Origin of the sequence: Rhizobium sp. YTUHZ044 (assembly GCF_051123975.1) — a bacterium.
In the GTDB taxonomy this organism is placed as follows: Bacteria; Pseudomonadota; Alphaproteobacteria; order Rhizobiales; family Rhizobiaceae; genus Rhizobium.
The window spans coordinates 4,347,961-4,370,000 of sequence record NZ_CP101426.1 but is presented as its reverse complement, the minus strand read 5'-3'; the positions used below and the strand labels follow the sequence as shown (position 1 = coordinate 4,370,000).

Annotated in this window: 23 protein-coding genes (1 of these 23 running past the window's edge); 14 read left to right on the top strand and 9 right to left on the bottom strand. The window is 61.2% G+C overall.

Going from position 1 to position 22,040, the window contains the following annotated elements; translation table 11 throughout:
* The 3 genes from hrpB to NL154_RS21320 all read left to right on the top strand — a co-directional run.
* Nucleotides 1-2,256, top strand: the 3' portion of a protein-coding gene (hrpB, locus tag NL154_RS21330) for an ATP-dependent helicase HrpB (RefSeq protein ID WP_221163903.1). Its footprint begins 210 nt before the window's first position; the window shows 2,256 of its 2,466 coding nt (coding positions 211-2,466); its start codon lies off the left edge, out of view; its stop codon occupies nucleotides 2,254-2,256.
* A gap of 21 nt (nucleotides 2,257-2,277) precedes the next feature.
* Nucleotides 2,278-3,606, top strand: a complete 1,329-nt coding sequence (locus tag NL154_RS21325; RefSeq protein WP_210632838.1) for an ActS/PrrB/RegB family redox-sensitive histidine kinase — start codon at nucleotides 2,278-2,280, stop codon at nucleotides 3,604-3,606.
* A gap of 67 nt (nucleotides 3,607-3,673) precedes the next feature.
* On the top strand, nucleotides 3,674-4,252 hold the full coding sequence (locus NL154_RS21320) for an ActR/PrrA/RegA family redox response regulator transcription factor (RefSeq protein ID WP_434733313.1): 579 nt from the start codon (nucleotides 3,674-3,676) through the stop codon (nucleotides 4,250-4,252).
* 12 nt (nucleotides 4,253-4,264) lie between these two features.
* On the opposite strand, the gene NL154_RS21315 is transcribed toward NL154_RS21320, so the two are convergent.
* Nucleotides 4,265-4,759 (bottom strand): MmcB family DNA repair protein, encoded by a 495-nt coding sequence (locus NL154_RS21315; RefSeq protein ID WP_011423458.1) that lies wholly within the window; start codon nucleotides 4,757-4,759, stop codon nucleotides 4,265-4,267.
* 179 nt (nucleotides 4,760-4,938) lie between these two features.
* On the opposite strand from NL154_RS21315, the gene NL154_RS21310 reads away from it, so the two are divergent.
* The gene (locus NL154_RS21310) at nucleotides 4,939-5,622 is read left to right on the top strand and encodes a L,D-transpeptidase (protein WP_011423457.1); all 684 of its coding nucleotides are present in this window, start codon (nucleotides 4,939-4,941) and stop codon (nucleotides 5,620-5,622) included.
* Nucleotides 5,623-5,691: 69 nt separating this feature from the next.
* Here NL154_RS21310 and NL154_RS21305 read toward each other — a convergent pair whose 3' ends face one another.
* The 5 genes from NL154_RS21305 to hslV all read right to left on the bottom strand — a co-directional run bounded on the left by NL154_RS21305 (nucleotide 5,692) and on the right by hslV (nucleotide 12,481).
* Nucleotides 5,692-7,863, bottom strand: coding sequence for a malate synthase G (locus tag NL154_RS21305; RefSeq protein ID WP_210632836.1), 2,172 nt, complete (start codon nucleotides 7,861-7,863; stop codon nucleotides 5,692-5,694).
* 85 nt (nucleotides 7,864-7,948) lie between these two features.
* On the bottom strand, nucleotides 7,949-9,361 hold the full coding sequence (locus NL154_RS21300; RefSeq protein ID WP_210632835.1) for a cytochrome P450: 1,413 nt from the start codon (nucleotides 9,359-9,361) through the stop codon (nucleotides 7,949-7,951).
* Nucleotides 9,362-9,409: 48 nt separating this feature from the next.
* Nucleotides 9,410-10,357: a DUF1402 family protein gene (locus NL154_RS21295; RefSeq protein WP_210632834.1), complete on the bottom strand. Its 948-nt coding sequence runs from the start codon at nucleotides 10,355-10,357 to the stop codon at nucleotides 9,410-9,412.
* Between the two features lie 188 nt (nucleotides 10,358-10,545).
* The gene (hslU, locus tag NL154_RS21290) at nucleotides 10,546-11,853 is read right to left on the bottom strand and encodes an ATP-dependent protease ATPase subunit HslU (protein WP_210632833.1); all 1,308 of its coding nucleotides are present in this window, start codon (nucleotides 11,851-11,853) and stop codon (nucleotides 10,546-10,548) included.
* 100 nt (nucleotides 11,854-11,953) lie between these two features.
* Nucleotides 11,954-12,481, bottom strand: coding sequence for an ATP-dependent protease subunit HslV (gene hslV, locus NL154_RS21285; RefSeq protein WP_210632832.1), 528 nt, complete (start codon nucleotides 12,479-12,481; stop codon nucleotides 11,954-11,956).
* A 175-nt stretch (nucleotides 12,482-12,656) separates the two neighbouring features.
* On the opposite strand from hslV, the gene hisB reads away from it, so the two are divergent.
* The 9 genes from hisB to coaA are packed head-to-tail and all read left to right on the top strand — an operon-like array spanning nucleotide 12,657 to nucleotide 18,088.
* Entirely contained in the window at nucleotides 12,657-13,265 is a 609-nt protein-coding gene (hisB, locus tag NL154_RS21280; protein WP_210632831.1) for an imidazoleglycerol-phosphate dehydratase HisB, read from the top strand.
* Between the two features lie 21 nt (nucleotides 13,266-13,286).
* A complete protein-coding gene (locus NL154_RS21275) occupies nucleotides 13,287-13,772 on the top strand; it encodes a DUF2628 domain-containing protein (RefSeq protein ID WP_434733312.1) in 486 nt (161 codons plus the stop codon).
* Between the two features lie 2 nt (nucleotides 13,773-13,774).
* Nucleotides 13,775-14,425 carry an imidazole glycerol phosphate synthase subunit HisH gene (hisH, locus tag NL154_RS21270; RefSeq protein WP_221146308.1) on the top strand — a complete coding sequence of 217 codons (651 nt, stop codon included), beginning with the start codon at nucleotides 13,775-13,777 and terminating at the stop codon, nucleotides 14,423-14,425.
* 52 nt (nucleotides 14,426-14,477) lie between these two features.
* Nucleotides 14,478-14,660 carry a hypothetical protein gene (locus NL154_RS21265; RefSeq protein ID WP_434733311.1) on the top strand — a complete coding sequence of 61 codons (183 nt, stop codon included), beginning with the start codon at nucleotides 14,478-14,480 and terminating at the stop codon, nucleotides 14,658-14,660.
* On the top strand, nucleotides 14,657-15,214 hold the full coding sequence (locus NL154_RS21260) for a hypothetical protein (protein ID WP_210632827.1): 558 nt from the start codon (nucleotides 14,657-14,659) through the stop codon (nucleotides 15,212-15,214). The genes NL154_RS21265 and NL154_RS21260 overlap by 4 nt, the downstream gene beginning before the upstream one ends.
* A 6-nt stretch (nucleotides 15,215-15,220) precedes the next feature.
* The gene (hisA, locus tag NL154_RS21255; RefSeq protein WP_221146306.1) at nucleotides 15,221-15,967 is read left to right on the top strand and encodes a 1-(5-phosphoribosyl)-5-[(5-phosphoribosylamino)methylideneamino]imidazole-4-carboxamide isomerase; all 747 of its coding nucleotides are present in this window, start codon (nucleotides 15,221-15,223) and stop codon (nucleotides 15,965-15,967) included.
* Nucleotides 15,968-16,756, top strand: coding sequence for an imidazole glycerol phosphate synthase subunit HisF (gene hisF, locus NL154_RS21250; RefSeq protein ID WP_434733310.1), 789 nt, complete (start codon nucleotides 15,968-15,970; stop codon nucleotides 16,754-16,756).
* Nucleotides 16,757-16,772: 16 nt separating this feature from the next.
* Nucleotides 16,773-17,096, top strand: coding sequence for a phosphoribosyl-ATP diphosphatase (locus tag NL154_RS21245; protein ID WP_085776452.1), 324 nt, complete (start codon nucleotides 16,773-16,775; stop codon nucleotides 17,094-17,096).
* Entirely contained in the window at nucleotides 17,093-18,088 is a 996-nt protein-coding gene (coaA, locus tag NL154_RS21240; protein WP_210632825.1) for a type I pantothenate kinase, read from the top strand. The genes NL154_RS21245 and coaA overlap by 4 nt, the downstream gene beginning before the upstream one ends.
* Before the next feature lie 14 nt (nucleotides 18,089-18,102).
* Here the strand turns inward: coaA and NL154_RS21235 are convergent, their stop codons facing one another.
* The 3 genes from NL154_RS21235 to NL154_RS21225 all read right to left on the bottom strand — a co-directional run bounded on the left by NL154_RS21235 (nucleotide 18,103) and on the right by NL154_RS21225 (nucleotide 20,924).
* Nucleotides 18,103-18,714 (bottom strand): alpha-ketoglutarate-dependent dioxygenase AlkB family protein, encoded by a 612-nt coding sequence (locus NL154_RS21235; protein WP_210632824.1) that lies wholly within the window; start codon nucleotides 18,712-18,714, stop codon nucleotides 18,103-18,105.
* Nucleotide 18,715: 1 nt separating this feature from the next.
* Entirely contained in the window at nucleotides 18,716-19,153 is a 438-nt protein-coding gene (arfB, locus tag NL154_RS21230) for an alternative ribosome rescue aminoacyl-tRNA hydrolase ArfB (RefSeq protein WP_210632823.1), read from the bottom strand.
* A gap of 160 nt (nucleotides 19,154-19,313) precedes the next feature.
* Nucleotides 19,314-20,924 (bottom strand): phosphoenolpyruvate carboxykinase, encoded by a 1,611-nt coding sequence (locus NL154_RS21225; protein ID WP_210632822.1) that lies wholly within the window; start codon nucleotides 20,922-20,924, stop codon nucleotides 19,314-19,316.
* 338 nt (nucleotides 20,925-21,262) lie between these two features.
* Between NL154_RS21225 and NL154_RS21220 the strand changes: the two genes are divergently transcribed.
* On the top strand, nucleotides 21,263-22,000 hold the full coding sequence (locus NL154_RS21220) for a response regulator transcription factor (RefSeq protein ID WP_210633055.1): 738 nt from the start codon (nucleotides 21,263-21,265) through the stop codon (nucleotides 21,998-22,000).
* The last annotated feature ends 40 nt before the right edge of the window (nucleotides 22,001-22,040 follow it).

The following is a 22,040-nucleotide window of genomic DNA, read 5'->3' as shown; positions in this document are numbered from 1 at the left end:
GCAGCAAGCCGGATGGCGTCACTCATCGGCGAGCAGGTGGGCGAGACGATCGGCTACCGCATGCGCCTCGACAGCAGGATATCGGCGGCGACCCGGGTCGAGGTGGTGACCGAAGGGGTTTTCGCCCGAATGATCCTCGACGATCCAGAACTGACCGGCGTCTCGACCGTGCTTTTCGACGAATTCCATGAGCGGTCGCTCGATGCCGATTTCGGGCTGGCGCTGGCGCTCGACGTGCAATCAGCGCTCCGCGAGGATCTGCGCATCCTGGTGATGTCGGCGACGCTCGACGTGGAGCGTGTGGCCGCCTTGCTCGATCATCCGCCTGTCATCGAGAGCCTGGGGCGCAGCTTTCCGATCGATATCCGCTATCAAGACCGGCCTGGCGGCGAGCGCATCGAGGATGCCGTCACGCGGGCGATTATCGAGGCACATGCCGACGAGGACGGCTCTATCCTCGCCTTCCTGCCCGGCCAGGCGGAAATCACGCGCACCGTGGAGCGCCTGCAGGGGCGATTCGGCCCTGAAACCTTGATTGCGCCTCTCTATGGCAATCTCAGTCAGAAGGAGCAGGATGCAGCGATCCGGCCAGCGCCGAAGGGGACGCGTAAGATCGTCCTCGCCACCTCGATCGCCGAAACCTCGATCACCATCGACGGCGTCCGAATCGTGATCGACAGCGGATTGCAGCGTCTGCCGGTCTTCGAAGCCTCGACCGGGATTACACGGCTCGAGACGGTGCGGGTGTCGCGGGCCTCCGCCGATCAGCGGGCCGGCCGCGCGGGACGAACGGAGCCTGGCATCGCCATTCGGCTTTGGCACCAGGGGCAGACGGCGGCACTGCCGGCTTTCACGCCGCCGCAGATCCTCTCCAGCGATCTCGCCGGCCTGGTGCTCGATCTCGCCCATTGGGGCGTCCAGGATCCGGCATCTCTTGCCTTCGTCGATCAGCCGCCGGAAACGACGCTTAAGGAGGCACGGGCGCTGCTCGGCCAGTTGGGAGCGCTCGACAAGGATGGCGCGTTGACCGTCCGCGGTAAGATGATGCGCAATCTCGCTCTGCCGCCGCGGCTTGCCGCCATGGTCGTTTCATCAGGCGAGTCGGGCCATGCCCGGGAGGCGGCGATGATTGCCCTGCTCCTGACCGAACAGGGGCTTGGCGGACCGAGCGTCGACATTGAGGACCGGCTGCGGCGCTTCAAGGCCGAGCGCGGCGAAAGAGCCGACGCCTCGCGGCGGCTGGCGGGGCGGCTGGCCGCCGGCCTCGATACCGTCACCACTGCCGCACCTGTACTGGCGGGTCAGCTGCTGCTGCATGCTTTCCCGGATCGGATCGCGCTTCAGCGCGGCGGGCGCGGGCGATTCGTCATGGCGAACGGGCGGGGAGCGGAACTGCCGGAAACCGAGAGGCTCGCCGGCAGCCAGATGCTCGTCATCGCCGATCTCACCGGGCGTGCGGCACAGGGGCGGATTCTGGCGGCGGCCGAAGTGACGCGTGCGGATATCGAGGCCGAACTGCCTGGCGAGATCAGAACCGATGACCAGACATTCTTCGACCGCCAAAGCCGGCAGGTGCGAGCGCGGCGGGCAACCCGGCTCGGCTCGATCGTCTTCGAAGAGACGCCGTTGCCGCGTCCCTCCGGGGCCGCCGTCACTCAGGCGCTGATGGAGGGCGTGCGCGAACTGGGGCTCGATCAGCTCGCCTTCTCGAAGGAAGCCCTGCAGCTTCGCGAACGGATCGGTTTCCTTTATCGGACGATCGGTGATCCCTGGCCCGATGTCAGCGACGATGCTCTGCTTTCCCGGCTGGAGGAATGGTTTGCTCCCTTCCAGGAAGACGCCCGAAGCCTCTCCGAGATTTCTGCGGCAGGGCTTTCGAACGGGCTGATGTCGCTGGTGCCGCACGAGCTGCAGCGCGATCTTAGCCGGCTTGCGCCGACGCATTTCGAGGCGCCGACCGGTCAAAGACATCCTATCCAATATGAGGGTGAGGAGCCGGTCTTGACGATCCGGGTGCAGGAGTTGTTCGGGCTCAAACAACATCCAGCGGTCGCCGGAGGCCGCCTGCCGCTGCTCCTGGAGCTGACGTCGCCGGCGCACCGGCCGATCCAGACGACGCGCGACCTGCCCGGCTTCTGGGCGGGCTCGTGGAAGGACGTACGCGCAGAGATGCGCGGGCGCTATCCCCGCCATCCCTGGCCGGAGCGGCCAGAAGAGGCGTTGCCGACGACACGGGCAAAACCACGTGGTACATGAGAGCCATCAAGGAGCCCCGGCATGATCGACAAGCCCGGCGTGATCGACAAGACGCAAAGCCATACGCTGGAAGACCGGCACAGCAGCCGCAGGCTGCGGCTGCAGACGCTGGTGCGGCTGCGCTGGCTTGCGGTCGGCGGCCAGGCGCTGACAGTGTTCATCGTCGCCTTCTGGCTGAAATTTCCCTTGCCGCTGATCGCCAGCTCTTCGCTGATCGCCGCCCTCGCCTGGGTGAATTTCTACCTGACGATCCGCTATCCGCCGACGCACCGGCTGGAGCCGCCCGCCGCCTTCGCGCTGCTCGGCTTCGACCTCCTGCAGCTCTGCGCGCTGCTCTTCATCACCGGGGGCCTCGCCAATCCCTTCGCCGCACTCGTCTGCGTGCCTGTTATCATCTCCTTTGCCTCACAGCCGATCCGCTACAGCACGGCGCTGATCGGCTTTGCGATGGCCTGCATTACCGTGCTTGCCTTTTCGCCTTTCCCGCTGCCCTGGTTCGACGGGGTCGAGATCAATGTCCATAACGTCATGCAGTTCGGCGTCTGGTGCTCGATCGCCTCGACGATGGCCTTTGCCGCCTTCTATGCCTATCGCGTCTCGATGGAAGCAAGCCAGCTTGCCGATGCGCTGGCCGCGACTGAACTGGTGCTGCAGCGGGAAAAGCATCTTTCGCAGCTTGACGGCCTGGCTGCGGCCGCCGCTCATGAACTCGGCACGCCGCTTGCCACGATCAGCGTCGTCGCCAAGGAAATGGAACGCGAGCTCAAGGACGATGATCGCTTCCGCGAGGATGTCATGCTGCTGCGGAGCCAGAGCGAACGCTGCCGTGATATTCTGCGGCGGCTGACGACGCTCTCCTCCGAAGGCGAGGCGCATATGCGCCGGCTACCGCTTTCCTCGATGATCGAAGAGGTCGTCGCGCCGCACCGGGAATTCGGCATCACGCTCGAGCTCATCGAAAAAAGCCCGCGCAAGAACGAGCCGGTCACCGACCGCAATGCCGGCATCATGTACGGGCTCGGAAACCTCATCGAAAATGCCGTCGATTATGCCAGGGAGAAGGTGACCATCACCGTCGAACACGATCACGACAAAGTGCTGATCGTCATCGAGGACGACGGCAATGGTTATTCGCCTGACATCCTAACGCGAATCGGCGAGCCCTATGTGACCAGGCGGCAGAAGGAAGATACGGCCGGCGGCCTCGGGCTCGGACTTTTCATCGCCAAGACGCTGCTGGAGCGCTCGGGCGCATCGCTGGTTTTCGAGAACCGCGAGCCGGAAAGAGCCGGCGCGCGCATCCGCATCGAATGGCCGCGAATGCTGATCGACGCAAATTCGACAAAATGAGTTTGTGGGCATAAGTAGAATGAGAACGGTTGACCAGGATCAGGCGCAACCGCCGGGACCCGAGACGATGACAGAACAGAATCACGAGAATTTCGCCGCATCGGACGAAAACCATATCGGGCCCGACGCCAGCTTGCTGATCGTCGACGATGACGGGCCGTTCCTGCGCCGTCTTGCACGGGCGATGGAGACGCGCGGCTTCGAGGTGGAGACGGCCGACTCAGTGGCGGAAGGTGTTGCGAAATCGAAAAGCAGGCCGCCGAAATATGCGGTGGTCGACCTTCGCCTCGGCGACGGCAACGGGCTTGACGTCATCGAAGCGATCCGCCAGCGGCGCGACGATACCCGGATCATCGTGCTGACCGGCTACGGCAATATCGCAACAGCGGTGACGGCCGTAAAACTTGGAGCCGTCGATTATCTGGCCAAGCCCGCGGATGCCGACGATGTCTTTTCGGCGCTGACGCAACGGCCGGGTGAAAAAGCGGAACTTCCCGAGAATCCGATGTCGGCCGATCGGGTGCGCTGGGAACACATCCAGCGGGTCTATGAAATGTGCGAGCGCAATGTCTCGGAAACGGCACGCCGGCTCAACATGCATCGGCGAACGCTGCAGCGCATCCTTGCCAAACGCGCGCCGAAATAGACGAAACCTTCGTCAGACATCATCCACGGTGAACGGTTTTCCGTTCGCCCATTCGGCCATCATCAGCCTTTGCGCGGCGGCGCGCGAGAAACTGAGCGTGACGGATTTGCGCGTGGCTGGTGCCATGCGGTGTTCCGGCGCCTCGCGAATCATGTGGGCGCCATAGCCATCCGAGAGGAAGAGCCCGCATTCCTCCGGAAAGATGTCGAGCGGCACACCTTCATGTGTCGCAAAGAACAGGCGGTCGCAATGCAGTCTGTATTCCGGCCATTTGCGATCCACCCGGAAATCCTCGATCGATGTCTTGATTTCGATAATCCAGACTTCGCCCTTTTCCGAAAGCGTGATCAGATCGGCGCGGCGGCCGCTGGCGAGCGGCAGTTCGGGTAGCACGGCATGGCGCATTTCATGCAGCAATATCTGCGTCCCGCGCCGCACCATCATGGCCCTGTCCGATTGCCGGCCATCGATTAACGGATTGTTATTGTAAACGCTCAAAATCGTCATGGATAACCGTCGCAGAGCCGTGTGTGTTGTTGCAAAAAAACCATGCGCTTTTAATTTGCGCAGCAGACGAATTCGTCGCGCCACAGTAGCCTTGCAAAGCGCAAGTTAATCGAAAATAAACCATAATCAACGATGGTCGAAAGACTGTTCTCCTCGCCCAAAAACTTCAAGAGTTATCTATGCGCATCCGCAATGCATTCCCTGTATTTGGCCTGCTGACGACGCTCGCACTGGCCGGCTGCTCCACTAATTCCGAAAGCGCATCCGTCGACGACAAGGGCGCAGGCCCGACGGTACAGACAGCTCAAATCTTCAACGACGCCTATGGCGTGACGAAGGATGCCGGATACTCCCTGCCGGCGATCCCGATCGACAGGGTCAAGCCGCAGTTCCGCCGCCAGGTCGTCAGCTACCAGACCACCGAGCGTCCCGGCACCATCATCGTCAACACGCGCGAGCGTTTCCTCTATTACATCCTGCCGAACGGCAAGGCGATGCGCTACGGCATCGGCGTCGGCAAGCAGGGCTTCGCATGGGCCGGCACCGCCTATGTCGCCTGGAAGCAGGAATGGCCGACTTGGCACCCGCCGAAGGAAATGGCTGAACGCCGCCCCGACGTCGCCAAATACGTCGAGGAGGGCATGGGCCCCGGTCTCAGCAATCCTCTCGGCGCGCGCGCCATGTATCTCTTCAACGACGACGGCAAGGACACCCTGTTCCGCCTGCACGGCACGCCGGAATGGGCTTCGATCGGCACCGCCGCTTCCTCGGGCTGCATTCGCCTGATGAACCAGGACGTCATCGACCTCTACAGCCGCGTCCGCCCCGGCAAGGGGACCTCCAAGGTCATCGTCATCCAGTAAGGTAGATACCGAATTCGGTGTAAAAAAGGCCGCCGGACTGTCGTCCCGGCGGCCTTTTCGTATTCTCGGTCACGCCGATTGTTTCGCCTTGAGCTCGAGACGGCGGCGGTGAAGCACCGGTTCCGTATAGCCGTTCGGTTGCTCCCTGCCCTTCAGGACGAGATCGAGGGCGGCCTGGAAGGCAATCGAATCATCGAAATTGCCGGCCATTGGGCGGTAGGCCGGATCGGATTCGTTCTGTCGGTCGACGATGGCAGCCATGCGTTTCATCGTTTCGACGATTTGAGCTTCGGTGACGACTTGGTGATGCAGCCAATTTGCCATGTGCTGGGCCGAAATGCGCAAGGTCGCGCGATCCTCCATCAGGCCGATATTGTTGATGTCGGGCACTTTCGAGCAGCCGACGCCCTGATCGATCCAGCGCACGACATAGCCGAGGATACCCTGAGCATTGTTGTCGAGCTCTCGCTGGATTTCCTCCGGCGTCCAGTTCGGCCGCACCGCAACCGGCACGGAGAGAATGTCGGACAGTCTGGCGCGAGCACGGTCCTTCAGCCCCTGCTGGACCTTGGCGACGTTGACGCGGTGATAGTGGGTGGCATGCAGGGTTGCAGCCGTCGGCGAAGGCACCCAGGCGGTATTGGCGCCGGCCTTGGGATGGGCGATCTTCTGTTCCAGCATCGCCGCCATCAGGTCCGGCATCGCCCACATGCCCTTGCCGATCTGCGCATGGCCGGAAAGGCCGCATTCCAGGCCGATATCAACGTTCCAGTTCTCATAGGCCGATATCCACGCTGCCTGGCGCATATCGCCCTTGCGAATCATCGGACCGGCTTCCATCGAGGTGTGGATCTCATCGCCGGTGCGGTCGAGGAAACCGGTATTGATGAAGACGACGCGCTCGCGGGCGGCACGAATGCACTCCTTGAGGTTGACCGTCGTGCGCCGCTCCTCGTCCATGATGCCCATCTTGATGGTGTTGCGCGCCATGCCGAGCGCGTCTTCAACCCGGGAGAAAATCTCGACGGCGAAGGCGACCTCTTCTGGCCCATGCATCTTCGGCTTCACCACATATATGGAGCCGGTGCGGGAATTCTTCTTCCGGCCGGCGGGACCGATATCGTAAAGCGCGATCAGAGCAGTGATGACGGCATCCATGATGCCCTCAGGCACTTCGTTGCCGTCCTTGTCGAGGATCGCGGGATTGGTCATGAGGTGGCCGACATTGCGCACCAGCATCAACGAACGGCGATGTACTTCGAACGAAGTGCCATCCGGGCCGGTATAGTCCAGATCCGGGTTGAGCTTGCGGACGAAGGTCGTTCCGCCCTTTGCCACCTCTTCCTGCAGATCGCCCTTCATCAGGCCGAGCCAGTTGCGATAGACGATGACCTTATCCTCGGCGTCGACGGCGGCAATCGAATCCTCGCAGTCCATGATCGTGGTGATCGCCGATTCCAGCCAGACATCGGAAATATGGGCCGGATCGGCCTTACCGATCGCCGTTGTCGGATCGATGACGATATCGATATGAATGCCGTTGTTCTTCAGGAGAACATGGCTCGGCGCCGCGGCATCGCCGCGATAGCCGGCAAAATGCCCGCGGTCTCTGAGCATTGTCTGCTCGCCGTCGACCGATCTAATAACGAGCGTTCCGTCCTTAACGGCGAAGCTGCCGACATCCTTCCAGCTGCTGTCCTGTAGCGGCGCCGCCGTATCGAGGAAATCTCGCACCCAGGCGATGACCTTTTCGCCGCGCTTTGGATTATAGCCCTTGCCCTTCTCGGCGCCGTCGCTCTCGGGAATGGCGTCGGTGCCATAGAGCGCATCATAGAGCGAGCCCCAGCGAGCGTTTGCGGCGTTCAGGGCGTAGCGGGCATTCATCACGGGAACGACGAGCTGCGGACCGGCAATGGAGGCGATCTCGGGATCGACGTTTCCGGTTGAGACCTGGAAGTCTGACCCTTCCGGCAGGAGGTAGCCGATGCTGCGGAGAAAGGACTGATATTCGTCCATATCCGACGGGGCGCCATGCTGGCGATACCAGTCATCAATCTTCGTCTGCAGCTCGTCGCGTTTGGCCAGCAGTGCGCGATTGCGTGGGGCGAGATCGTGGACGATTGCCGAAAAATCGGCAAAGAATCTGTCCACATCGATCGCCAGACCCGGCAGAACCTCCTGCATCAGGAAATCGTGAAGGACGGTTTCGATGGCAAGACCGTTCTTATCAATGCGGCTCATGCGATATTCTCCTTGGCAACGCCTGTGAATGCTGCCACTTTGCCCGCCTTTCATTCACAGTCAATTCTGCAATGGTTCGAAAGATTTATGCCGTTCGGGAAATTATGCGCGACGTCACGCGCATGGGAAGCCCGTTCTGCGGCTGAGTCGTCAGCTTCTGCACCGGCCAGGGATTGGTGGCTGCCGTCTGATCGAAACGGAAACGGTGCATCATGACCGCCAGTGCGATCACCGCCTCCTGCAGCGCGAAGGTCGCGCCGATGCAGACGCGCGGGCCGGCGCCGAACGGCAGAAACTGGAACCGGCCGATGCTGCCGCGGTTTTCCGGCAGGAAGCGCTCCGGCATATAGGCGCGCGGCTTTTCCCAATAAAGTTCGTGGCGATGCAGCGTCCAGGGCATGATGAGCACGGTGATGTCGGCCGGTATTTCGATCCTTTCGCCCTTGGCGTTTATCCAGAGATCATCAGCGATCGCGGCGCGGTTGATGGAAGGTGCGGGCGGATAGAGCCTGAGAGCCTCTTCGAAGGCCGCCCGTGTCACTGGCATCAGATCCAGCCATTCCACAGGTTCGGCTCCAGTCGCCAGGACGGCATCGATCTCCGTCTCCATCGCCTCGCGAATATGCGGGCTGTTGGCGACACAATAGAGCGTCCAGGCAAGCGCACGCGCGGTCGTCTCGTGACCGGCTCCGATGAAAGTCAGGATATTGTCCTCGATCTCCTCCTTGGTGAGGCCATCCGGACCGGCCTGTTCCAGGAGCAGCGTCAGAAAATCTTCCGGTGCGGCGGCGCGATCGGCCTTCATCTTCGCCAGACGCATATCCATGGTGTCGCGAACGATCGCCCTGAATTTCTCGAGCACCTTCTGGCCGCCAATGCGGGTGAGACGCGGCACCCAGGAGGGCGCGCGCAGCAGGTCCATCGGGTCGACGCGGCCCATGCGGTGGAGAAGCTGGTTGACGTCGTCGGCGAAATGGCCGCTCGACGAAATGATTTCGCCGGAAAAGAGCGTCTCGGCAAGAATCGCAAAGGTCAGATCAGTCATATCGGTGGCAATGTCGAAGTCCTGGCCATCCGCATCGACGTTCGCGTATTTGCGGACAAAATCTTCCGATTGCCGCAGCATCTGGCCGGCAAAACCTTTGGCGTGGCGCGGCGTGAAGACCGGCGCGACCGCCTTTCTCGATCGCTTCCAGACCTGGCCTTCCGCCGTCAACAACCCGTCACGCAGGATTGGCCGCAGCACCAGCTGGCGAATGTCGGACATGCGGTAATTGGCGGCATTGTCGACCAGTATGTGCTTGATCAAGCCGGGATCGTTGACGATCAGGGTGTGTTGCCCGAAGAAGCTCGTCTTGATCCAGGGCAGCGTGTAGGAGGGCTCGCCCCAGAGTTCGAGCGGGTTGCGCAGAATGATGCGGATGATATCAAGCCGGCTCGGCGGCACGGTGCGCGGCAGCGGTGCCGGCGGAACGAAGGGATCCGGACGCATGTCCATCGTCAAAGCCTTTCGGGGAAGAGCGACGCCTTCCCGGCAAGCTTGAAGCTAGAGCAGGCCCTTGAGTTCGTCCAGCTTGTCGTTGATCAGCCAGCCGTAATAATTCTCTTCGGGCCAAACGGTCGCGCCGGAAGAGCGGTTTTTCGCGGCCAGCGCCGCGGCACGCTGACGGGAATTGCCGACATTGTAAAGCGTCGCCGTCAGGCCGGGATTGCCGGAGATGTCCATGCCGGCAATCTCTTTGTAATCGTCGATCGATCTGCGGATCGAGGCGGCGACGAAAGCGAGCGAGATGTCGGGATCCATGATTGCCCTGTAGACGGCGCCGGCATTCTTCTCGTTCAGCTTCGGATAGCCGGAGACGCGGCTGACGAGATCGGAAAGCATCAGCGCCGTCAGGGGATTGACCTGGCCAAGGCCGAAGGTCTGGCCGGCGTAAAAGGGCTGAAAGAAGACCGCACTGAAGCGATTGTTGGGGAAGCTCTCGCCGCCGACGGTCTTGCCGCGGAAATCGCTTTCCCAGACATCTTCCCGGCAGGACCAGAGCGTGTAGGAATCACTCTTGCCCTTGCACCCGGCAAATTGGGGCCGAGCGACGAAATCGTCGACGCTCTCGCCGTCATAGGCGAAACGGAAACTTTCACCGGCGTAGGAGGCGGCCTTGACGTAATAGGCCTGCAGCCGGTCATAGGCGTCGACATTATAGGTATGTTCACCGACGATCGCGCCGATGACATGGATGGGATTGATGCCATAAGCGCTGGAGACCTTGCGGATCTTTGCCATCAGTTCGTGATCGGTCGCGAGAAGCTCATGGACCTTCTCATATTTCAGATCGAAGCTGCTCTTGGTGCCCTTGGTGCGGCGGACGGACGCTCCGGGAATATCGGGCTGCTCGGCATGGCGATTGCCCGCCGGCACCGTCTGCATGGCGAAAGCCGGCTTCGAATTCACCAGGGCAACGGCAATCAAAAGGCTTGTCAAAAGGCGTCGCACGATCCGCTATCCCGTCCGTTCATCGTCCTGTTCGCGATGCGGCTGACTGGACCAGAATCTTGGCCGAATAATGCCGTAGCGGAAAACAAAACGGGCCTTCACTAAAAAGGAAAAGGCCCGCTGTCGATAGTCGAGGTCAACAGAATGCGGCATTCACATCGGTAAAGCCATGCACCGGTGCGGCGATATCACAGAATGAAGCGGGACAGATCGGTATTCTGCGCGAGATCGCCGACATGTTCTCGCACATAGGCTGCATCGATCGTGATGGCTGCCCCGGCCCGATCGGGCGCATTGTAGGAAATATCGTCCAACACCCGCTCCATCACCGTCTGCAACCGGCGTGCGCCGATATTCTCGACCGAGGAGTTCAAGTGAACGGCGACATCGGCCAGCGCGTCGATCGCGTCCTCGGTGAAATCGAGGTTCAGATTTTCGGTTTCCATCAGCGCTCGATACTGGCGGATGAGGCTTGCTTCGGTCTCCGTCAGGATCCGGCGGAAGTCTTCCTTGTTCAGCGGACGCAGCTCGACGCGGATCGGCAGGCGGCCCTGCAGCTCCGGCAGAAGATCCGAGGGTTTGGAGACATGGAAGGCGCCGGAGGCGATGAAGAGGATATGGTCCGTCTTCACAGGGCCGTATTTGGTCGAAACCGTCGTGCCTTCGACGAGCGGCAGCAGGTCGCGCTGGACACCTTCGCGTGAAACGCCGGCGCCCATGCCGCCGTCGCGGGCGGCGATCTTGTCGATCTCGTCAAGGAAGACGATGCCGTCGTTCTCGGTGGAACGGACGGCCTCGCGCTGGATCACCTCGTTGTCGATCAGCTTGTCGGATTCATCGCGGATCAGATCGGTATAGGAGGCCTTGACCGTCGTGCGCACCTTCTTGGTGCGTCCGCCCATCGCCTTGCCGAACATTTCCGACAGGTTGAGCACGCCGATATTGCCGCCCGGCATGCCGGGTATTTCGAAGCCGCCCATGCCAGAACCGGCATCGGCCACCTCGATATCGATTTCCTTGTCATCGAGCTCGCCGTCCCTGAGCTTCTTGCGGAAACTTTCGCGGGTGGCGGGCGAAGCGGTGGTGCCGACCAGCGCATCGAGCACACGCTCCTCGGCGCTGACATGGGCCTTGGCCTGCACCTCGGCCCGCTTCTTCTCGCGCACTAGGCCGATGCCGACCTCGACCAGATCGCGGATGATCTGCTCGACATCACGGCCGACATAACCGACTTCGGTGAACTTGGTGGCTTCGACCTTGATGAAAGGGGCGCCGGCGAGTTTTGCCAGACGCCGGGAGATCTCCGTCTTACCGACACCGGTTGGGCCGATCATCAGGATGTTTTTCGGCATGACCTCGTCGCGCAGGCTCGGGTCGAGCTGCTGGCGACGCCAGCGGTTGCGCAGCGCGATCGCGACGGCACGTTTGGCATCATGCTGGCCGATAATGTAGCGATCGAGCTCGGAAACGATCTCGCGGGGGGAAAAGGTCGTCATTGCGTATCATTCTCCTGGCGGTCCGGAGCCATCGGCCCGGCCGCAATTCGTTGTTTCGCCGCGGCAGGTCAGCCGCGGCGGCAGCCGAAAGGCCTGGTATTCAGCCTTCGACATCCAGCGATTCCACCACAATATTGTGGTTGGTGTAGACGCAGATGTCGGCGGCGATCTCGAGGGCGCGCCGGGCGACCTCTTCGGCCGATTTGTCGCTATCCATCAGTGCACGGGCGGCGGCGAAGGCAAAATTGCCACCAGAACCGATCGCCGTCGTGCCGTGTTCGGGCTCCAGAACATCGCCGTTGCCGGTGATTGCCAGCGTGATCGACTTGTCGGCGACGAGCATCATGGCTTCGAGATTACGCAGGTATTTGTCGGTACGCCAGTCCTTGGCGAGTTCGACGGCGGCGCGCATCAGCTGACCGGGATATTGTTCCAGCTTCTTTTCAAGCCTTTCGAGCAGGGTGAAGGCGTCAGCGGTGGCGCCGGCGAAACCGGCGATGACTTCGCCCTTGCCGATGCGCCGCACCTTGCGCGCATTGCCCTTCATGACGGTCTGGCCGAGGCTCACCTGGCCATCGCCCGCCATCACCACCTTGCCGCCTTTTCGAACTGTAATGATTGTTGTCATAAAACACCTGTCTGCCCATGAGGCGGGCCTTTACGCGAGACCGCATGCCGGTCCTTGTTGAACCCTATGTAAGCAGGCCTGAGCCGATTGCAAATGGGGGCTTTTCTCCTCCGCGGCTTCTGGATATTTGCCGATGCGACTGATAAGGAACGGCCTTATTCCGATGGAGGGCCACATGGCCGAGACCGAAGCAAGCCGAACGGGCAGCGTTGCCCGCAAGACCAACGAGACGTCGATTTCCGTTTCCGTCAACCTGGACGGCACCGGCAAATCGAAGATTTCGACCGGCGTCGGCTTCTTCGACCATATGCTCGACCAACTTTCGCGGCATTCGCTCATCGACATGGACATCGAAGCCAAGGGCGACCTGCATATCGACGATCATCATACGGTCGAAGATACCGGCATTGCGATCGGCCAGGCGATCTCGAAAGCGCTCGGCGATCGCCGAGGCATCACACGCTATGCTTCGATCGATCTCGCCATGGACGAGACGATGACCAAGGCGGCGGTCGATCTTTCGGGTCGCCCGTTCCTCGTCTGGAATGTCGCCTTCAGCGCGCCGAAGATCGGCACCTTCGACACGGAACTCGTGCGCGAATTCTTCCAGGCGCTCGCCCAGAACGCCGGCATCACCTTGCATATTCTCAACCATTATGGCGCCAACAACCACCATATTGCCGAGACATGCTTCAAGGCGGTCGCCCGCGCATTGCGCACGGCGACAGAGATCGATCCGAGACAGGCGGGCCGTGTTCCCTCGACGAAGGGCACGCTCGTCTGAGCCCCTCAGGGAGCGGCGACAATGACCTCCAGCTATATTTTCCTGACACCGCCGGGCGGCGCGAGCGTAGCGACCGATGAGGTGCGCACGATTCGCGACGGTTTCACCTGGCTCGGCCTCCTGTTTCCATGGGCTTGGCTTCTGGTGCACCGGCTATGGCTGCATGCGGCTGCGGCGTTTTTCTTACAGGGAATCGGCGGCGCACTGATGGACGAACCCGGTCTGGGACCGGCGGGTGCGGCGATCATGCTGGGCGTGAATATAGTGGTCGGTCTCGAAGGCCAGAACTTTCGCATCCGCAATCTTGCCGCCAAGGGCTGGAACGAGGACGCCCTCATTGCAGCCGATAAGCTCGATATTGCCGAGCAGGTCTATTTTGCGGACAAGACGGTGCCTGCTGGCAGTGACGATACGGTCGCACCGGATTGGCAGAACAAGCCCGGTGCAAACAGGCTGCGTGGCCAAGCGACATCTCTTGGTCTCTTTGGTTTTGATGGAGGACGCTGACGATGCGCGTCGCGATTATCGACTACGGTTCCGGCAACCTTCGTTCGGCGACCAAGGCTTTCGAGCGGGCCGCGCGCGAGGCGGGCATCGATGCCCATATCGATCTCACTAATAAGGCGGAGGACGTTGCTGCGGCCGATCGTATCGTGTTGCCCGGCGTCGGCGCATACGCCGATTGCCGGCGCGGCCTGGATGCCGTGCCCGGGATGAGCGAGGTGCTGATCGAGGCTGTCGAGAATAAGGCGCGGCCTTTCCTCGGCATCTGCGTCGGCATGCAGCTCATGTCGTCGCGTGGCCTCGAGAAAACCGTAACACACGGCTTCGGCTGGATCCCAGGCGACGTCATCGAGATGACGCCTGACGATCCCTCGTTGAAGATTCCGCAAATCGGCTGGAACACGCTCGACCTGAAGCGCGAACATCCGCTGTTCGACGGCATTCCCACCGGGACGCAGGGGTTGCACGCCTATTTCGTGCATTCCTACCATCTTGCCGCCAAAAACCCCGAGGATGTCATTGCGACCGTCGATTACGGCGGGCCGATGACCGCCCTCGTCGGGCGCGACAACATGGTGGGCGCCCAGTTTCACCCGGAAAAGAGCCAGAAGCTCGGCCTCGCCCTGATCGCCAATTTCCTGCGCTGGAATCCGTAATACCTGCGCCTTATTTCCTCTTTATGGAAAGGGAGGAACAGGAGTGCGCTCGATGCCGGCTTCGCAGAAATCAGGCAAGGTGTTCTATATGCTGCGGCCCTCCAGGGAGAGTCTGCCTCCCTTCTCGGACATCCGGCTTCCCGACGGGACGATCATTCGTCGTGTCGACGAAGCCCTCCATAAAAGAGCGCTTTCCAACGCGGCCAAGGCATTGAAAGAAAGGCTGGACCGATGATCCACGAATTCCTTGCCGGCAACGAGAATTCGCAGCTGCGCGCCAATGGGATCAACGCCGGGGATATCACCGAAGCCGTGCTGGAATTCTATATCGAAGGCGAAGACGATCTGATCGGCCTGCTTGCCTACGCCCTTTACGAGCGGCAGAAGCGCGATTTCGTCGTCAGCTATCGCAAGCGGAATGCCGGTCGTTCGCCCAATGAGGCCGAGCTTGCCGCAGTTTCCAGCAACTATCTCTCCACCGACCTGCGCAACACTCTGCGCGATCGCGCCTCGCAGATTCTTTCGAGCTATGCCGAGACCTATGTGGAGGCGATGGAGCCAGATATCCGGCTCGCCGCCGTCAACAGCGACGCCCTGCGGCGGGTGCGCGAGATCGAGAAATCGGTGAAGAAGCGCCTCGGTTTCTGGCGCCAGGTGCGTGCCGGCTTCATCGTCATCCTGCTGCTTCTGCTGCTTTTGAGCGCGGCCGCCATTGCCGCTGTCTTTTTCCGCTCGGATATCGTAGATGCGTGGAATGCGCTGATGGCGGCGATCACTCTACGGACGTAAGACGACATGATTCTTTTTCCCGCGATCGATCTGAAGGGCGGCCAATGCGTTCGCCTGAAGCTCGGCGACATGCAGCAGGCGACGGTTTACAACACCGATCCGGCCGCCCAGGCGAAATCCTTCGAAGACCAGGGCTTCGAATGGTTGCATGTGGTCGATCTCGATGGCGCCTTCGCGGGACATTCGGCCAATGGCGACGCCGTCGAGACGATCCTGAAGGCGACGAAAAATCCGGTGCAGCTCGGTGGCGGCATCCGCACGCTCGACCACATCGAAGCCTGGCTGTCGCGGGGGTTGCGGCGGGTCATCCTCGGCACCGTCGCCGTCAGAAATCCTCAGCTGGTCATCGAGGCCTGCCGGAAGTTTCCCGACCGCGTCGCCGTCGGCATCGATGCCAAGGGCGGCAAGGTGGCGGTCGAGGGTTGGGCTGAAGCTTCCGAACTCGGCATTATCGAGCTTGCCAGGAAATTCGAGGGCGCCGGCGTTGCCGCGATCATCTACACTGATATCGACCGCGACGGCATCCTGACCGGCATCAACTGGAGCTCGACGCTGGAACTCGCCGATGCCGTCTCCATTCCCGTCATCGCTTCGGGCGGCCTGGCCTCCATGGACGATATCAAGCGCATGCTGCAGCCCGACGCGCAGAAGCTGGAAGGAGCGATTTCCGGCCGGGCGCTTTACGACGGTCGCATCGACCCCAAGGAAGCGCTGGCGCTGATCAAGGCCAACAGGGCCAAGGAGACTGCGTAAATGACCCTCAAGGCTCGTGTCATTCCCTGCCTCGACGTCAAGGACGGCCGCGTCGTCAAGGGCGTCAATTTTCTCAATCTCGTTGATGCCGGCGATCCGGTCGAAGCGGCGAAGGCCTATGACGCGGCCGGCGCCGACGAGCTCTGTTTCCTCGACATCACCGCGTCCTCGGACAATCGCGAAACGATTTTCGATGTCGTGTCGCGCACGGCCGATCAATGTTTCATGCCGCTGACGGTCGGAGGCGGGGTCAGAACCATCGCCGACATCCGCAAGCTCTTGCTGTGCGGCGCCGACAAGGTGTCGATCAACTCGGCAGCTGTCAGCAATCCTGATTTCGTCGCCGAGGCGGCCGACAAGTTCGGTGACCAGTGCATCGTCGTCTCGATCGACGCCAAGCGCAGGCGCACGCAAGCGGTCGGCGGCGACAATCTCAGCGCCTGGGAAATCTATACGCATGGAGGCCGCAACGTGACCGGCATCGATGCCGTCGAATTCGCGCGGAAGATGGTGGCGCGCGGGGCCGGCGAACTGCTGGTCACCTCCATGGACCGCGACGGCACCAAGGTCGGCTACGACCTGGAGCTGACGCGGACGATCGCCGATGCGGTGCGTGTGCCGGTCATTGCGTCCGGCGGTGTCGGCGACCTCGACGATCTCGTCGCCGGGGTGAAGGAAGGCCATGCCAATGCCGTGCTGGCCGCATCGATCTTCCACTTCGGCACCTATACTGTCGGCGAGGCAAAACACTATATGTCGAAGTGCGGCATCGACATGCGTCTCGACTGAACCCTGAGAGCAGACAATGAGCGGATTTTCCCTTTCCGACCTCGAACGCATCGTCGAAGAGCGATCGAAAGCCTCACCGGAGCAGTCCTGGACAGCCAAACTCGTGGCCGCCGGCCAGCCGAAGGCGGCGAAGAAGCTCGGCGAGGAGGCCATCGAAGCGGTGATGGCGGCGGTGACAGGCGATCGCGACAATCTGACCTATGAGGCGGCCGACCTGCTCTATCACCTATTGGTCGTATTGAAGATTGCTGAAATACCGCTAGAGAATGTCATGGCCGAACTCGAGCGCAGAACCGCGCAGTCCGGTCTCAAGGAAAAGGCCAGCCGGCAGAGTTCATGAGTATCGCGACTGAGATTATCGGGGTGCCGGAGATATTGGATCACTTCCAGTCTGAATCCTATTCGCCCTACCATTTCTTCTCTTCCGGGCAATGGGCGAAATTCCGCGCCGACACGCCGCTGACGCTGACCGGCGACGAGGTCAAGCGGCTGCGTTCAATGGGCGACCCGATCGATCTCGACGAGGTCCGGCGCATCTACCTCTCGCTGTCGCGCCTGCTTTCGTCGCATGTCGAATCCTCGCAGATGCTGTTCGACCAGCGCAACCGCTTCCTCAGCATGTCGGATGTCACGAAAACGCCTTTCGTCATCGGCATCGCCGGCTCGGTCGCTGTGGGAAAATCGACCACAGCCCGTATCCTGAAGGAGCTCCTGGGGCGCTGGCCTTCCAGCCCGAAGGTCGATCTCATCACGACAGACGGCTTCCTCCACCCGAACGCGGTGCTGCAGCGGGAAAAGCTGATGCAGCGCAAGGGTTTCCCGGAAAGCTATGATACGGGCGCGATCCTGCGCTTCCTCTCGGCGATCAAGGCCGGGCGGCCCGATGTGAAGGCGCCGTGTTATTCGCATCTCGTCTATGACGTGCTGCCGGACGAATACAAGATCGTCGACCGTCCCGACATTCTGATCTTCGAAGGCATCAACGTGCTGCAATCGCGCGACCTGCCGGCCGACGGCAAGATCGTGCCGATGGTATCCGACTTCTTCGACTTCTCGATCTACATCGATGCCGCGGAAGACCAGATCCACAACTGGTATGTGACGCGCTTCATGCGGCTGCGTGAAACCGCCTTCCGCGATCCCAACTCCTATTTCCATCGCTACGCCTCGATCACCGATGCGGAAGCGCTTGAAATCGCCGAAGATCTCTGGAGGAACATCAACTTGAAGAACCTGCGCCAGAACATCCTGCCGACGCGGCCGCGCGCCGATCTCATCCTGAAAAAGGGCAAGGATCATCTGATCGAACAGGTCGCACTCAGAAAACTATAGCAGGCGATCAATTTTCACGAACGAACGCGGCGCAGCGTCAGATTGATGCGGCCGCCGTTCTTCAACAGCGTCGATGTCGCGGGGTAGATCCGGTCGACGCCATGATAACAAAGCCTCCCCTCACCGCCCAGCACGACCAGATCGCCGCTCGCAAGCTTGAAGGACAGCGTGCGATCATTGCGGTTGAGGCCGCCGACCCGGAAGAGGCAGCTGTTGCCGAGCGAGATCGAGACGACCGGCGCCTGCAAATCCCTCTCGTCCTTATCCTGATGCAGGCCCATGCGGGCGTCGTCGGAATAGAAATTGACGAGGCAAGCCTCCGGCGGCTTCTCATAACCCGAAACGTCATTCCAGATATCGAGCAATTGCTGCGGCATATAAGGCCAGGGCCCGCCGGTTGCCGGATGCGTCGGCTGATAACGATAGCCCCGCTCCTTGTCCGTCACCCAGCCGAGCGGCCCGCAATTGGTCATCCTGACCGACATCGGTTTGCCGGTGCCGGGCATGACGGGCACATAGAGCGGCGCCTCGGTGACCACGGCACGGATCACCTCGACCAATTCCTCCTGGCGCGCCCGGTCAAGATAGCCGGGCAGATACCGGATGCCGTTCAGGAGCTCGGGCATGTCATTCACCGCCGCCGGGCCGGCCGCGCATTTTTTTGACTTCCGAGCGGCCGGATTTTTCCTTCAGGCGGCGTTCGACCGAACCTTTGGTCGGCTTGGTCTTCTTGCGCGGCGGCGGCGGCGGCTTGGCTGCCTCCAGAATCAGTTCCTTCAGCCGCTCGCGGGCATCCTCGCGGTTGCGGTCCTGGCTGCGAAAGCGGCTCGCCTCGATCATCAGCACGCCCTCCTTCGACATGCGCCGACCGGAGAGCTTGATCGCGTTGGCCTTGACGCGATCATTGAGGGAAGGCGAATTGGCGATGTTGAAGAACAGCTGGACCGCGGTCGAAACCTTGTTGACGTTCTGCCCACCGGGGCCGCCCGCCAGAACGAATTGTTCCGTCAGTTCCCATCCCGCGATGGTGATCCTGTCATCGATGTAGAGCGCGTCACTGGCCATGCGGCGTTCTATCTCATATCGGCCGCCAATTGAAAATTGGCCCTCAACGAGAAAACCCGGCAATCCTGCAATACCGGGTTTCACGTGAATCAGAGATTTTGTCTAGCGCAATTCCGCGCGCAAAACCGCTGCACACTTTTGCTGGAATTGCTTGCGCTTCTTATTCGGCGGCCACCTTTACGCCCGGGGCCGCATCGCGAACGCCGCCGTCGACGTGACCTTCGAACTTGGCGAAGTTGGCAATGAACATCGAGACCAGCTTTTCGGCCTGCGCGTCGTAGGCTGCCTTATCGGCCCAGGTCGAGCGCGGATCGAGAATGCCACCGTCGACGCCATCGACGGAAACCGGCACGGCAAAGCCGAAGTTCGTGTCTGTGCGGAATTCGAGCTGGCCGAGTTTGCCGCTGAGGGCGGCAGCGAGAAGGGCACGCGTCGCCTTGATCGGCATGCGCTTTCCGGTGCCGTAGGCGCCGCCGGTCCAGCCGGTGTTGACGAGCCAGCACTCGACGCCGTGGCGGCTGATCAGCTCCTTGAGCAGGTTGCCGTATTCGGCCGGATGACGCGGCATGAAGGGCGCGCCGAAGCAGGTGGAGAAGGTCGCTTCCGGCTCGACGACACCCTTTTCGGTGCCGGCCACCTTGGCGGTGTACCCGGAGAGGAAGTGATACATCGCCTGATCGGGCGTCAGGCGCGCGATCGGCGGCATGACGCCGAAGGCATCGGCCGTCAGCATGATGATCGTCTTCGGATGCCCGGCCCGGCCGGTTTCCGAGGCATTCGGGATGAAATGCATCGGGTAGGCGCAACGGGTATTTTCAGTCAGCGAACCGTCATCGAAATCGGGTTCACGCCGTTCGTTGAGGACAACGTTTTCGAGCACGGTGCCGAAGCGCTGCGTCGTTGCGTAGATTTCCGGTTCGGCCTCAGCCGAAAGGCGGATGGTCTTGGCGTAGCAGCCGCCTTCGAAGTTGAAGATGCCGTTTTCGCTCCAGCCGTGTTCGTCGTCACCGATCAGCGTGCGGGCCGGATCGGCCGAAAGCGTCGTCTTGCCGGTGCCGGAAAGACCGAAGAAGACAGCCGCGTCACCGTCCGGACCGACATTTGCCGAGCAGTGCATCGGCATGGCACCCTTGGCCGGCAGCAGGTAGTTGAGCACGGTGAAGACCGACTTCTTCATTTCGCCGGCATAGGAGGTGCCGCCGATGAGAACGAGACCGTTGGTGAGATCGCAGGCGATCACCGTTTCCGAACGGCAGCCGTGACGGGCCGGATCGGCCTTGAAGCTCGGCAGATCGATGATCGTCAGCTTCGGCACGAAGGTCGGCAGCGCCGCCTCCTCGGGGCGGATCAGCAGATTGCGGATGAACAGCGAATGCCAGGCGAATTCGGTGATGACGCGGGTCGGCAGGGCGTGGCCTTCCTCGGCGCCGCCGACGAGATCCTGAGCGAACAGATCCTTGCCCGCTGCATGCGCCAGCATATCGTCGCGCAGCAGGGCAAAATGCTCCGGCGAGAGGGGCTTGTTGTTGTCCCACCAGATTTGACCATCGGTATTGGTGTCGCGAACGACGAATTTGTCGCGCGGCGAACGGCCCGTATGCTGACCGGTGAGGGCCCGAAGCGCGCCCTGAGCAGTCAGTTCGGCTTCACCCCGGCGGATCGCTTCTTCATAGAGCGCTGCGGCGGAAAAGTTATAGCGGACGCTGGCTGCGCCGCCCAATCCAACCGTTGCAAGCTCCGTTGCCGGGTTATGAACTCCGAACTTTTCCATGGCTAGTTCCCTTTGCTCAGGCTCGTTGCCGTTAAAACCATGCGGGAAAATACGGGGAGAAATTTTAAAAGACAAGAGACAAAAATTGAGAAAATATAGTAATATCAAATAATTAATCGATTTAAATTTGTTTCATTCTTTTTAAATCGTTTGAAGAGCCGCGTTGAAACATTTCCACCTACAACTTTGAGATGCCGGGGAATTTTACAACAATCTTCCCCTTTATCTTTGCCACAATTTGTTCCACCTTTATCCTCCATAAGCGCATCCGGTCATTGAGACCGCCTGGGGACGACCAAAATCCGGGAGATTGCGCACTGATGACGGAGACCAATGCTATGGCGACAATCGCGCTCGTTGACGACGACCGCAACATCCTCACCTCGGTGTCGATCGCACTGGAGGCCGAAGGATATAAGGTCGAGACTTATACGGACGGTGCCTCGGCGCTCGACGGCCTTCTGGCGCGACCGCCACAGCTGGCGATCTTCGATATCAAGATGCCGCGCATGGACGGCATGGAACTGTTGCGCCGCCTGCGGCAGAAATCGGATATTCCGGTCATTTTCCTCACTTCCAAGGATGAGGAGATCGACGAACTGTTCGGCCTGAAGATGGGGGCGGACGATTTCATCACCAAGCCTTTCTCGCAGCGCCTGCTGGTGGAACGCGTCCGCGCCGTCCTGCGTCGGGCCTCGAGCCGCGAAGCCGCAGCCGCCGGCGGCACGAGCCCCAGCGGTGCGCCGAAGGCCGGCGCGGTGCAGCAGGCCCGCTCGCTGGAGCGCGGGCAGCTCGTCATGGACCAGGAGCGCCATACCTGCACCTGGAAGGGTGAGGCCGTGACGCTGACGGTGACCGAGTTCCTGATTCTGCATTCGCTGGCGCAGCGCCCCGGCGTCGTGAAAAGCCGCGACGCGCTGATGGATGCAGCCTATGATGAACAGGTCTATGTCGACGACCGGACCATCGACAGCCACATCAAGCGGCTGCGCAAGAAATTCAAGATGGTCGATACCGACTTTGATATGATTGAAACACTCTACGGAGTGGGATACCGCTTCCGCGAAGCAGCCTGAGCCCGAGCGGCACAGCTGGAAATGTTGAAGGTTGCCGGCC